At 41.5% G+C, this 13,081-nt stretch carries 11 protein-coding genes; 7 read left to right on the top strand and 4 right to left on the bottom strand.

The window, feature by feature from the left end:
- Positions 1-46 precede the first annotated feature (46 nt).
- Positions 47-331, top strand: coding sequence for a hypothetical protein (locus tag GO816_RS14800; RefSeq protein WP_157542717.1), 285 nt, complete (start codon positions 47-49; stop codon positions 329-331).
- 9 nt (positions 332-340) lie between these two features.
- Entirely contained in the window at positions 341-1,060 is a 720-nt protein-coding gene (locus GO816_RS14795) for an SGNH/GDSL hydrolase family protein (protein ID WP_157542716.1), read from the top strand.
- Here GO816_RS14795 and GO816_RS14790 read toward each other — a convergent pair.
- Together GO816_RS14790 and dxs are read right to left on the bottom strand one after the other, a co-directional pair.
- Positions 1,057-1,359 carry a hypothetical protein gene (locus GO816_RS14790; protein ID WP_157542715.1) on the bottom strand — a complete coding sequence of 101 codons (303 nt, stop codon included), beginning with the start codon at positions 1,357-1,359 and terminating at the stop codon, positions 1,057-1,059. The genes GO816_RS14795 and GO816_RS14790 overlap by 4 nt on opposite strands.
- A gap of 43 nt (positions 1,360-1,402) precedes the next feature.
- Entirely contained in the window at positions 1,403-3,331 is a 1,929-nt protein-coding gene (gene dxs / locus GO816_RS14785; protein WP_157542965.1) for a 1-deoxy-D-xylulose-5-phosphate synthase, read from the bottom strand.
- 165 nt (positions 3,332-3,496) lie between these two features.
- On the opposite strand from dxs, the gene GO816_RS14780 reads away from it, so the two are divergent.
- Positions 3,497-4,537, top strand: a complete 1,041-nt coding sequence (locus tag GO816_RS14780) for a hypothetical protein (protein ID WP_198171531.1) — start codon at positions 3,497-3,499, stop codon at positions 4,535-4,537.
- 3 nt (positions 4,538-4,540) lie between these two features.
- Here GO816_RS14780 and GO816_RS14775 read toward each other — a convergent pair whose 3' ends face one another.
- A complete protein-coding gene (locus GO816_RS14775; RefSeq protein ID WP_157542713.1) occupies positions 4,541-5,422 on the bottom strand; it encodes a LysR substrate-binding domain-containing protein in 882 nt (293 codons plus the stop codon).
- Positions 5,423-5,563: 141 nt separating this feature from the next.
- Here GO816_RS14775 and GO816_RS14770 point away from each other — a divergent pair, with 141 nt between their 5' ends.
- The 4 genes from GO816_RS14770 to GO816_RS14755 all read left to right on the top strand — a co-directional run bounded on the left by GO816_RS14770 (position 5,564) and on the right by GO816_RS14755 (position 12,125).
- Positions 5,564-6,811: an MFS transporter gene (locus GO816_RS14770; protein ID WP_157542712.1), complete on the top strand. Its 1,248-nt coding sequence runs from the start codon at positions 5,564-5,566 to the stop codon at positions 6,809-6,811.
- Positions 6,812-6,925: 114 nt separating this feature from the next.
- Positions 6,926-7,681 (top strand): segregation and condensation protein A, encoded by a 756-nt coding sequence (locus GO816_RS14765; protein WP_157542711.1) that lies wholly within the window; start codon positions 6,926-6,928, stop codon positions 7,679-7,681.
- 25 nt (positions 7,682-7,706) lie between these two features.
- Positions 7,707-8,978, top strand: a complete 1,272-nt coding sequence (locus GO816_RS14760; RefSeq protein WP_157542710.1) for a serine hydroxymethyltransferase — start codon at positions 7,707-7,709, stop codon at positions 8,976-8,978.
- A gap of 15 nt (positions 8,979-8,993) precedes the next feature.
- Entirely contained in the window at positions 8,994-12,125 is a 3,132-nt protein-coding gene (locus GO816_RS14755; RefSeq protein ID WP_157542709.1) for a PAS domain S-box protein, read from the top strand.
- A gap of 200 nt (positions 12,126-12,325) precedes the next feature.
- On the opposite strand, the gene GO816_RS14750 is transcribed toward GO816_RS14755, so the two are convergent.
- On the bottom strand, positions 12,326-13,018 hold the full coding sequence (locus tag GO816_RS14750) for a ComF family protein (protein ID WP_157542708.1): 693 nt from the start codon (positions 13,016-13,018) through the stop codon (positions 12,326-12,328).
- Positions 13,019-13,081: the final 63 nt, after the last annotated feature.

Below are 13,081 nucleotides of genomic sequence, written 5' to 3'. Positions count from 1 at the left end.
GATCCTTTATGCCTTGCAGGTGTAAAGGATTATTTTTTTTTAGAAGATGGTAACAGTTGAAGAGATAACCGATTTTGTAGCCCGTATAGTAAAAGGGGAGCAAACGCAATTTTTGGTTGAGGATTTAAACGCTGTTTTGCAAGGTGAAACCTTGCGTGATGTGATACGCCAGGCTTTTTTGAATTTGGGCGTAGAGGTGGAGTTTAGCGGTAAAGGACTGCAGGAGCGTGGCGTTGTTATTGACGTTGATACCGACCGCATGAATGAATTAAACCTTAAACCCGATACACAGCGCTTTGGGCAAACCGTTGTTAAGCACAAACAGCGGTAGATTTAACTTATGTCGAGCATAAAAGTAGCCTGTTTGGGCGACAGCATAACACAGGGAACGGATAGTTATAACTGGGTAGCCGATTTACAGCAGGAGCTTTTACCTGATTATGAGTTTTACAACTTTGGGGTAAACGGTGAGTTGGCTTACAATAATCTAAAACGGATTGATAAGCTTGTTACGCTTCAGCCAAACTTTATAGTAATACTTGTTGGCACTAACGATGTTTTGGCAACACTATCTGAAGGTAACACAAGGCTTTATAAAAGAAACGCAGCTCTACCTCGCGAGCCTGATATGGCTTGGTATGTTGATAATCTGGAGCAAATTATAGTAACGTTATTGCAGGAAACAACCGCAAGTATTGCGCTAACATCATTACCTGTTATAGGCGAAGATTTAATGGATAGCGCCAACAAAGTGGTAAGTAATTATAATGAAAAAATTAAGCGGCTGGTGCAAAAGTATGCATTGCACTACCTGCCGTTAAACGAAGCTATAACGACCTATCTTGAGGCAAATCCTGTAGCAAAGTCGGTTGTATACCGTCCGTTTGGTTGGCGGCTTAAAGTAAATATGCATTTTCGTACCAGAGTGCTTAAACAAGATTGGGAAAGTTATGCAGGATTAAACGGCCTGCAGGTAACTACCGATACCATACACCTGAATCAGGTTAGTGGCAAAATGATGGTTGATCTTGTAGCCCAATTTTTGAAAAGCAGGAGTTAATTTAAACTCAAAATACCGCTTATGCCCGGCTGCTGATGCTCATCATCTTCGCTGATTAGTGTGCCGTTGATCATAATCTCCGTTTTGGGAGTATCGAAAACGAAGCGTTCCTTTTTAAATTGCGGTGTAAGCAGCATCATGTCGCTCCTCATTTCACCACTTTGCAAGGTTTCAGATAGTTTTACAATGAGTTTATTTCCGTGGCGCTCATATATAACAGTTCCTGAAAGGTGCTTATTTTTCGGGCTGGAAGCGTTATCAATAGAAATCCTAATAGAAGAACCTCGCAATGTATCCATAGTTAATTAAGGTTACTTCTTAAAATCGTTTATAAAGAAAAGCTTAGGAAGCTATAATATGCCTGTTTTGATTAATGCCGATGCTTTTTACAGTACGCATTATTCCGGCCGCGTCAAAACCACATTCAGCCCAAAGCTCTGGCTGTTCACCATGCTCTATAACGGCATCAGGTACACCTAAGCGTATAACTTCGGCCTTATACTTGTTATTGGCCATAAACTCTAATACCGCGCTGCCTGCGCCACCGTCAAGGCAACCATCTTCAACAGTAATTACTTTACTGTATTTGGTAAATACCTCATGCAGCATAGCTTCATCTAAAGGTTTTACAAAGCGTAGGTCGTAGTGGGCAGGGTAGTAACCCTCGTTGTTCAATTCGGCAGTGGCTTTAACTACCTCGTTGCCTATGGCACCTATTGAAAGAATAGCAACTTCTTCGCCATCACAAATTTTACGGCCTTTACCAATAGGTATAGCTTTCATTGGGCGTTGCCAATCAACCATAACACCATTACCACGCGGGTAACGTATTACAAACGGACCGGCATTTTCCTGCTGTGCGGTAAACATCAGATTGCGTAGTTCTTCCTCATTCATAGGGGCTGATACCGTTAGGTTGGGTATGCAGCGCATATAAGCCAAATCATAAGCACCGTGGTGAGTAGGGCCATCGGCACCGGCAAAACCGGCACGATCAAGGCACAACACCACGTTAAGCTTTTGTATGGCAACATCATGTACTACCTGGTCAAAAGCCCGTTGCATAAAGCTCGAATAGATGTTACAAAACGGCACCATGCCCTGTGAGGCCAAACCAGCCGAAAATGTAACGGCATGCTGTTCGGCAATACCAACGTCAAAAGCACGGTCGGGCATGGCTTTCATCATTAAATTTAATGAACAGCCTGAGGGCATAGCCGGTGTAATACCCATAATTTTAGGGTTTTGCTCGGCCAGCTCAATTATGGTATGCCCAAACACATCCTGATACTTAGGAGGCTGGGGTTTTTCATAGTAAGTCTTTTTAATTTCGCCAGTAATCTTGTCAAACAAGCCCGGGGCATGCCACTTGGTCTGGTCTTTTTCGGCAAGGGCGTAGCCTTTACCCTTAACAGTAACACAGTGCAGCAATTTAGGTCCGGGAATATCGCGTAAGTCACGCAATACTTTTACCAAATGCTTTACATCATGCCCGTCGATAGGGCCAAAGTACCTAAAGCGTAAAGCCTCAAACAGGTTGCTTTGCTTAAGTAAGGTTCCTTTAATGCTTTTCTCTATCTTTTTGGCATATTTTAATGCATCCGGGCCAATGGCCGAAAGTTTTGAAAGTACATAACCAATATCAGCACGGAAGCTGTTGTAGGGTTTGGATGTAGTAATATCAGCAAGGTATTCTTTTAACGCTCCAACGTTTGGATCGATGGACATGTTATTGTCGTTAAGAATAACCAAGAGGTTGCTGTTAGCTATACCGGCATGGTTCAATGCCTCAAAAGCCATACCTGCAGTCATTGCACCATCGCCAATTACTGCAACATGCTGACGGTCGGTTTCGCCTTTATAATGCGATGCCACAGCCATGCCCAACGCTGCCGAGATAGATGTTGATGAGTGACCTACGCCAAAGGTATCGTATTCGCTTTCTGAACGTTTAGGAAAACCGCTTAAGCCGCCGTAAATGCGGTTTGTGTGAAAGTTATCACGACGACCGGTTAGTATTTTATGTCCGTAAGCCTGGTGGCCAACGTCCCATACTAATTGATCGTATGGTGTGTTTAAAACATAATGCAAGGCTGTTGTAAGTTCAACTACACCTAAGCTGGCGCCAAAATGCCCGCCGTTAACAGATACCACGTCAATTATATATTGGCGCAATTCCTGACTGATCTGCTCTAAATCATCTTCGCTAAATTGCTTTAAATCAGAAGGTGAATTAATTTTTTTAAGTAAATCGCCGGCTGGTACTTGCATGGAATTTTGAAACGGTATTGAACTTACAAAGTAAGGCATTTTTATTGGTAATTGAATTGACAAATTAGTGTTGTAATTGTTTGGCACATGCAGTGCAATTATAGCTCAAGAGCTTTTTAAAATAAAAGTACTTTTTATTTCAAAGTTAATTGTATTGATTTACAAATGCAAATGTTATTTTCCATATTTGAGTTGCTTATCACACCGCAAATGCATTCGCAGTACATCAAAACTTCATTTATTACCTGGCTACTTTTAATAAGTACCGTTTTAATAAGCTGTAAGCCCGCACCAGGTACATGGATCAATGAAAAAATACCTGCCAATAAGCAGGAACAGTTCCATCAGCTAAACACAGAGATGCTGAAATCGCTTAAAGCAAATGATCCCCGTCAACTGGAAAACATCATGTCGAAGGAGTTTTTAGAAGCGCCGGGCAATAACAGGCTGATAGAGTTGTGCAGTATTCGTATGCGCGATGATAAAAATGTACTGCTTGACGAATATTACATTGTGCACCCAACACCTGAAATAATAACGCTTAAAACATTTAAGTACGATATGAACAGTTACTCGCTACGGTACGAGCCTTTAACTCAGGAACGCTATATATCACTCTATACCTTACAGCAAAATGGCGATAGATGGTTGCTGACCGCCATATTTAACAAGTACAAATACGGGTGGAAAGTTGCTGCGCTTGAATTAAAACCTTATACCATTTGGGGTAAAACAGCACCCGAGCTTTACTTACAAGCCAGGCAAGACTATGATAAAGGATACTTAGTGAACGCTACCACGGCCATGGAACTTGCCTATAAGTGCGCCGACCCGAATTCAATGTGGACGTATGATGAGCTGGACGATATGGATGGGTTTTACAACAAGGTTATTACTGAGGTGCATGACAAGTATAAGTTTCCTGTAGTATTGAATGACGTAGATACTAAGCCTCAGATCATAAAGATATTTAATCAGGATAGGGGAGAGGGCAACTATCCGATGATCTACTACATATCAAAAATTAATGTTACTGATACAGCTGCTCTTAGGCACGAGCATGAGGCAGTGAAAAAAACTATAGGAAAGATAATGCCCGGTGTAGACAAAAACAAAAAGTATTTATACTATACCGTATTCAACGGTATGCCCGATTGGAACAAGAAAAAAATACCTCATTTTGAAATTGAGGATAGCTACGAGTAATTATTATTTGTGTTGCATGGCAAGCAAAAGCTCATCAGCAAACAGTTTGGCCGCCTTTTTACGGTATACCCCTTTTTGCCACAAAATGTACGATTGGCGTTCAACCTCTTTAATATCTATGTTAACGGCCTTTATGTTGCTCCATCCAAGCAGTGCTTTTTCGTTGAGTATGGTTGCCCAGTTGCCGTTTTGTACCAGCGACAGTATGGAATGGACATCGTTCATTTCTATTTTAATGTTGGGCTCAATTTTTCTACGGTAAAACTGATCAAGAATATAAGTACGCGAGCTGAAACCTTTGCCGGGCATAATCAATTCCTGTCGTGCTAACTCTTCAAGACTTATTGATTTCTTTTTAGCCAAAGGATTGTCTTTTGAAACTGCAGCTACTATGCCCGAGCTAAATAGCACCTGCATTTCTAAATCCTCATCATCTGATTCGTTATGGAAAGCTAAGATCATGTCCAGTTCGGCTAGCCGCAATTTACGTTCAAGTTCTTCGGGGTTACCATAGGTAACAAAAATTTTTATACCCGGATATTTGGTTGAAAATGGAGCAAGTGCAGGTAAAAGCAACGAGGTAAATGCGTATGATACGCCAATGTTTAACTCACCGGTAATGGCGTTATTCAGCTCGGCAATTGCCTGCTTTCCTTTTTGTACCTCTCGCAGTATTTTTTGCGCATGTGTTAAAAACACATGGCCGGCTTCGGTTATGCGCACATGCTTTCCTATGCGGTCAAACAGTAGCATCCCCAGCTCTTCTTCCAGTTGTTTTATTTGTTGTGATAACGTACTCTGTGTAATGAAAACTGAAGCTGCCGCTTCGGTAAAATTCATTGTTTCGGCAGCTTTAACAAAATACTGTAATTGACGAAATTCCATAATTAATCGTTTTTATCAATTAATATCATTAAAACAATCTATTTTACAAATGTATCAATAATGCCGATCTTTGTACAAGGTAAAAGTTAGTAGCACGGTATTCGCGCTCAACTAAAGTTTACCGGTTGAATGACATAGTGCATGAATGTTTTCCGCTCCCTTAAATACCGTAATTTCAAGCTTTTCTTTTATGGTCAATCCATATCCCTTATAGGAACCTGGATGCAAAAAACAGCCGTAAGCTGGCTGGTATACCGCGTTACAGGCTCGGCACTGCTGCTGGGTTTGGTAAGTTTTGCAAGTTTGATACCCTCGCTGGTACTATCGCCTTATGCAGGTAGTGTGGTTGACAGGCACAATCGTTACAAAATACTGGTAATTACACAAGTAGTGTCCATGCTGCAGGCAGGAGCACTGGCATTTTTAATACTATTTAAGGTATATAACATACCGGCCATAATTGGGCTGAGTTTATTACAAGGAATTATCAACGCGTTTGATATTACAACACGCCAGGCTATGATGAGCGAAATGGTTGATAACAAGGAAGACCTGCCCAATGCCATTGCGCTAAATTCAACAATGACTAATATAGCACGTATAGCGGGTCCGGCTATAGCCGGTATCATTTTGAGTACGTTTGGTGAGGATGCCTGTTTCTTTGGTAATTTTATTAGCTACGTACCGGTGCTTACCTGTTTATTTATGATGAAGCTGAATATTACAGTTATACCGCGAGCTCAAAAAAGCATTTGGCTTGAATTGCAGGATGGGTTCAAATACGTATCGGGCGATCGAGATTTGAGCAGCCTTATTGTAATGCTAACCGTGAGCAGTTTGTTTGTTATACCTTTTAATACGCTCATGCCCATTTTTGCCAAAGATATTTTTAGCGGCGATGCAAAAACGTTCAGTTGGTTTGAAAGTGCGGCAGGATTGGGTTCGGTTATAAGTGCAGTTTATCTGGCCACTCTAAAAACCGATAAGCATATTGTTAAAATTATGACTATAGCCAGTTTTGTTTTTGGTGTTAGCGTAATGCTTTTAGGTTACGCGGCCAAGCTACCGATAGCGTTGCTGTTCATGACCATGACAGGTATTGGTATGATGGCGCAAACATCAACCATAAATACTTACATACAAACGCATGCTGTACCGGCCATGCGGGCAAGGGCTATTAGTTATTACGTAATGGCTTACCAGGGAATGATACCCGTTGGTAGCCTTTTAATTGGTTGGCTGGCTAACTCGTTAGGTCCGCGTGGTGCAGTATGTGTGGAAGGCGTGATAGGTGTGTTATCTACGGGGTTGTTTGTATTATATAAACGCAGGCAAAATATCAACATCCCAACTGCCGGCAAAGGTAGGTTGAGGTGGTTGAATGCTTAATATACTAATCGACGGATTATTGCGTGAAACTGTGTTTTGAGCTTGCTTTAATCATAAAACCACTCACCTTTAACTACTCACAACTCGCTCAAAAACACTATCTTTGGCAGCAACATGGCCGATGACAGTTTTGCTATACGGTTACCGCAGTTTGAAGGCCCTTTTGATCTGCTGCTTTTTTTCATCGAACGTGATGAACTGGACATTCACGAAATAGCCATATCTAAAATTACCGACGATTTTCTTCAGTATATACATCAAATGAACAGCCTCAATATGGAGGTTGCCAGCGAGTTTATATTTGTGGCTGCAACGCTAATGCGTATAAAAGCCAAAATGCTTTTACCGCGTTATGAGGCGGAAACCGGAGAAAACGAAACAGATAGTAAGGAAGACCTGATACGCAAACTCATTGAATATAAAAAGTTTAAAGATGTTTGTGAACAGCTGCGCCCGCTTGAAGATGAGCGCTTTAAGCAGGAGCGCCGTGGTAATATTGCCGATGAATTGAATAGTATTGAAGCCGAGGCCCTACCAGGCGAAGAACTTTCTGACCTTACCTTGTACCGCTTGATGCAGGTTTATGCACGTGTAAACCGCCGGTACCTTAGCCGTGCCGAGGAAGTTACCCACACCGTAGTGCAATACCCGTACACTATTGAAAAGCAAAAGAAAGCCATAGCCGATTTATTGCAAATAAACCAGCGGCTTGATTTTAAGGCCATGGTGCAAAACTCCGAAAACCGCGTACATTTTATTTATAACTTTTTAGCCATGCTGGAAATGCTTCAGCAGGAACTGATTGATATTCAATTAGGGCTTGATTACAATAATTTTTGGATTTCGCCTAAATCAGCCCATTCATTTTAGTTAACTTAGGCACCTCGTAAAGATCATGAAAAAAGACAAACTGATATTTGAACTACTTGAGGATGAACAAAAACGCCAGGAAGAAGGCCTGGAGCTTATTGCATCCGAAAACTTTGTAAGCAAGCAGGTAATGGAAGCTGCCGGTTCGGTAGCAACCAACAAATATGCCGAAGGCTTACCGGGCAAACGTTACTACGGTGGCTGCCAGGTTGTTGATGAAATTGAAACCATTGCTATTGAGCGTGCAAAACAGCTTTTTAATGCCGAGTGGGTAAACGTTCAGCCGCACTCTGGTGCTCAGGCTAATGCAGCCGTTATGCTGGCAATTTTAAATCCGGGTGATAAAATACTGGGTTTTGATCTATCGCACGGTGGTCACTTAACTCATGGTTCGCCGGTAAATTTTTCAGGTAAACTGTATCAGCCGCACTTTTACGGTGTAGTTAAAGAAACCGGTTTAATTGATTATGAGCAATTGCGTGCTACCGCTTTGGCCGAGAAACCGAAACTGATTATTTGCGGAGCTTCGGCTTACTCACGTGATTGGGATTATGCATTCATTCGCCAGGTGGCTGATGAGGTTGGTGCTTTGGTGCTGGCCGATATTTCACACCCTGCCGGTTTAATTGCACGTGGCTTATTAACCGATCCGCTTCCGCATTGCCATATTGTTACCACTACTACCCATAAAACTTTACGCGGTCCACGTGGCGGTATGATTATGATGGGCAAAGATTTTGAAAACCCATGGGGACTTAAGACTCCAAAAGGAGAGATCAAAAAAATGTCGGCATTATTGGATGGTGCCGTATTCCCGGGTACACAAGGCGGTCCGTTAGAACATATTATTGCTGCTAAAGCTGTAGCTTTTCATGAGGCATTAAGTGATAGCTACATGAAATATGTATTACAGGTAAAACTTAACGGTGCAGCTATTGCCAAGGCTTTTGTTGAGCGCGGCTATGAAATTGTATCAGGCGGTACTGATAATCATTTGATTTTAATAGATTTACGTAATAAAGGAATTTCGGGCAAGGCGGCTGAAAACGCTTTGGTTCAAGCTGATATTACTGTCAATAAAAACATGGTTCCTTTTGATGATAAATCTCCGTTTGTAACTTCAGGTATCCGCATAGGTACTGCTGCGGTTACTACAAGAGGCATGAAAGAAAAGGAAATGGAGAAAATTGCCGAGTTGGTTGATGAGGTAATAAAAAATCCTGAAGACGAACATTCTTTGAAGAAAGTACGTAAAAGCGTTCATGCGTTAACGGAGAAGTTTCCGTTGTACGATTGATGAACAAATAAATAAATGATATTAACACGGGGTATGGTAATTCCTGATAATGAGGATGAACGCTTAAAGGCTTTGCATACTTATGATATTCTGGATACTTTTCCGGAAGCAGAGTATGACGCTATTACGCGGTTAGCCTCGTACATTTGCCATGCCCCGTTAGCTTTAATAACATTTATTGACGAGCGCCGACAATGGTTTAAATCTGCTGTTGGCCTTCCGCAAGGTGAATTACCCCGCGCCGAAAGCTTTTGCCGCTACACCTTGCTTAATGATGTACTGGTTGAAATTCCTGATTTAAGCCAGGACGAGGAATTTGCAGCTTATGAGCATGTAAAAGGTGGCCTCGGTGTTAAGTTTTATGCTAGCGCGCCGCTTATTGATCCTGACGGTTACCGCCTTGGAACCCTATGTGTTTTTGACCAGCAGCCTAAATACCTTGATGATAATCAGAAAGATGCCCTGCGCACTCTAGCCAATGAGGTAATATCTCACCTCACCCTTCGTAAGCAAAAAAAAGAACTGGAAAGGAATCTTAAGCTTCATGAAGATTTTTATATCCTTTTTAACAGTTCATCCGAAATTCATTACATAGCCGACGAAACTTCCAAAATTCAATTAATGAACAATGCGGTTGAAACTACATTGGGCATAAAGCCCGAGCAGTTCATAGGCCGTTCATTGTGGGAGTTTGTTGTGGGGCAAACACGTAATGATTTTGCTCACCTTATTGAAACGGGGCTGCGCACCAAACGCTCATTTGAAATGGATACCTGCCTGCTGAACAGCAAAGGGCAGGAGCGTTGCATAAGCTGGAGCGTTATCAATGCCGATGGCAAATGGTATGGCAGCGGGCGCGATACTACCGAGCAAAAGAAGGTTAAAGAACAGCTTGAGCAATTATCATTAGTAGCCAGTAATGTAAGTAATGGCGTAGCTATTACCAATGACCAAAACAAGGTAATTTGGATTAATAAAGCTTTTGAAACAATTACCGGTTATAGCTTTGATGATGTATCAGATAAGCAAATGCGCGAGGTTTTTAAAGGTGATTATATTGATCAGCACACAACTGATCGTATTGATGAGCTTTTAAACACGCGTAAGGCTTTTGAAATTGAAGTAAGCATCGAACGTAAGGATGGACAGCCTATGTGGCTGTCAGTGTTGAATTCACCGGTGCTTAATAAAGATGGTAAGGTTGAAAAGTACATAAAAGTGCTGCTTGACATTACGGCGCGTAAAACTGCCGAACGTGATATTGAAATTCTGTCGTTTGCTTCAGAAAAATCACCTAGTGGTGTGTTAATACGTGACAGTGAAAGCCGCATCATTTGGATGAACGAGGCTTTGGAAAATACGTTGGGTTATAAACTTGATGAACTGAAGGGCAAAGTTTTTGGCGATATGCTTATTGGTGAAAACACTGACCTTGATGTGCTACAGATTGCCAAGGCGGCTTATGATGAAAATAAGCCTTACGAAATAGAAATACAGATTTATAAAAAGGATGGCACACCATGCTGGGTTTACCTTTCCAATAGCCCGTTCTTTAACAAGGAAGGTGAACTTGAACGGCAAATAACAGTTTGTGTTGATATTGCTGAGCGCAAAAAGGCCGAGGAGCAGCTCACCATGCTATCATTAGTTGCCGGTAACACCATGAGTGGCGTAGTAATTAATGATGCCAACGGTAACGTTGAGTGGATTAACGATGCCTTTGAAAAAATAACCGGCTTTAACATCGAACACGTAAAAGGCAAGCATTTAGGTGATGTACTTACCGGCGAACACACCGATTTGTCCATCATTCAGCACGCGCGTGATCTTTCCAAAAACAAGCAATCTTTTGAAGTTGATTTACTGGTTTACCGGCAAGATGGCCAGCCATTATGGATCTCGGTCATCAATTCGGTGATACTTGATGAAGAAGGCAGAGTAAAGAAGTATATTGAAGTTATTATTGATATAACGGCCAAAAAGAAAGCCGAGATGGAGCTTATACAGGCTAAGGAAGCAGCCCTGCAGCTAAGCCGTGCTAAAGACATGTTTATATCGGTAATGAGCCATGAAATACGCACACCGCTCAATGCAGTTATAGGTATGTCGCATTTGCTGGCTGAAGATAATCCTACCGAATCGCAAAAGGAAAACCTGTCTATACTTAAGTTTTCGGCCGAAAACCTGATGACGTTGATTAATGACGTGCTCGACTTTACCAAAATTGAGACCGGTAATATTGAGTTGGAAAAAACCAGCGTTGATTTACGCGAGCTGGTACACAGCGTGGTAAGTTCCATGCGTCACAACATCAATGGTAAAGAAATCTACTTCAAAGAAAGTATAGCCAGTGATGTGCCTCAGTGTATACTTGGTGATAGAACTAGGCTGATTCAGATACTGCTTAACCTGGCCAGTAATGCCGTTAAGTTTACCGAAAATGGCGGTGTTACAATTGACCTTAAAGTAATAGAACAAAGTGCACAGGAGGTCCGTATAAGGTTTGCAGTCACTGATACGGGCATAGGCATACCTGCTGATAAAACAAATACTATATTTGAATCTTTTAAGCAGGCCTCTACCGATACTACCCGTAAATACGGCGGCACAGGTTTAGGGCTGGCTATAACCAAACGTTTGGTAGAGCTGCACGAATCGCGTATAAATGTTGATAGCGAAATAGGTCGCGGATCAACCTTTTGGTTTACCATTACATTTAAAAAAGCAGACAATACAAGCACTATGAGTAACGAGGGCGCCGAAATAGGATTAAAAATAAATGTACTTGTTGTTGATGATAACCAAATTAATCGTTTGCTGATTAATAAGGTACTTAAAAAGTGGAACGTTCAGGCCGACTTTGCTGAGAACGGGCTTGAAGCTGTACAAAAAGTTACGGCCAACCGCAACTATGATGTGGTACTAATGGATATTCACATGCCTGAAATGGGAGGATTGGAAGCAACACAGGTATTGCGTGCCAAGGAGGATGATTATTTTAAAACCTTGCCTATTATTGCTTTAACAGCATCAATGCTTAGCAATCAGTTGAACCAAATTGAGGAGTCGGGCATGAATGATTTTATATTAAAGCCATTTGATCCAAAAAACCTGTATGATAAGTTGAGTCGGTATCAACAACAATAGTTATCTAAAATATATAAAGCAAAAAGCCGGTTAGTTAACCGGCTTTCTGCTTTATATACTTACAAAAAAACAGGAGCAGCCTTTTACAACATACTCCTGCCATTAATTATGATCAAACGCTCCGGGTGTTTATACGCCATTGATTGTGATAAAGTTGCAACCGGCTAAATTTAAATTTAAAAACTCTGATTGAGCTGAGCTTACACAGCATAGGCAATAGTAGCAATGCTTAATCTGAGGCTTGGTACTTTCAATAACTCATGTGCGCATGACTCCAGTGTTGATCCCGTTGTTACTATATCATCAACCAATAAAATGTGTTTATTTTCCAATAAAGCCGGGTTGCGCAATTCAAAAACATGCTGCATGTTTTCAAACCGGGCAAAGCGCGATTTACGGGTTTGAGTTGATGTTTTAACCGCCCGTACCAGTGTTTGCTCAATTACGGTTGCCCCAAGCGCCTTTGCCAAGCCGTGGGCAAAGTTTGCACTTTGATTATAGCCACGTTCGCGCAAACGCGATTTATGGAGCGGTACAGGAATAATAAAATCAACTGTAAGGAGTGCTTTGTTTTGAACTAACTGGGTACCGGCAATGCCACCAAGTTTATTACCTATCTTTTGCATTCCATTGTACTTAAACTGGTGCATAAGATGTTGTACCTTTCCTCCTTTTTCAAAGTAAAGAAGGGCGTAGGCATATTCCAGTTTAACTTTTCCCCAAAATTGTCTTGCTACAATGTTTTCGGTCTGTAAGTGAAAGTTTGTGTAAGGTAAATTATAAAGGCAGGCAGTACAAATTAAATCTTCACCTCCAAGCAGGTTTGCTTTGCAAGCCTGGCAAAGCCTCGGAAATAGCAAATCAATAAAATTGGACAGATAGGTGCTGCGCATTGGTGATAGAGCCAGGAGCTAAGAAACAAGGTAGGATTTAGTAGCAAGTTATACATACTAATA

The sequence above is a fragment of the Mucilaginibacter aquatilis genome (assembly GCF_009755275.1).
Taxonomy (GTDB): domain Bacteria; phylum Bacteroidota; class Bacteroidia; order Sphingobacteriales; family Sphingobacteriaceae; genus Mucilaginibacter; species Mucilaginibacter aquatilis.
This window is presented reverse-complemented; position numbering and strand designations above follow the sequence as displayed.